This window comes from Edaphobacter sp. HDX4 (assembly GCF_036877565.1).
Classification (GTDB): Bacteria; Acidobacteriota; Terriglobia; order Terriglobales; family Acidobacteriaceae; genus Edaphobacter.
The window spans coordinates 1-254 of sequence record NZ_JAEDXW010000098.1; the positions used below are offsets into that span (position 1 = coordinate 1).

The window sequence follows — 254 nt, forward strand, 5'->3', positions numbered from 1 at the left end:
GCGTTTCAGGACATCATCGATCGCCCCATCCCTAAGTCCACCCTCTCCCAGCACTTCAAGGTGCTTCGCGAATCCGGACTCATTCGAGCCGAGCGCAAAGGTGTCGAGATGCACAACACCTCGCGCTCGCCGAGATCAATGGACGCTTCCCCGGGCTCGTCGCCTCGATCATCGACGCATACACCCAACAAAACAGGAACATACAAAAGCCGCGAAGCTGAGATAAGGATGAGCGTCGTTCCTCAGGAACAGGT

General features: G+C 56.7%; 1 protein-coding gene. It reads left to right on the plus strand.

Going from position 1 to position 254, the window contains the following annotated elements; translation table 11 throughout:
- Nucleotides 1-27 precede the first annotated feature (27 nt).
- On the plus strand, nt 28-254 hold a 227-nt coding region (locus tag JAO29_RS23240), incomplete at its 3' end, for an ArsR/SmtB family transcription factor (protein WP_334270664.1).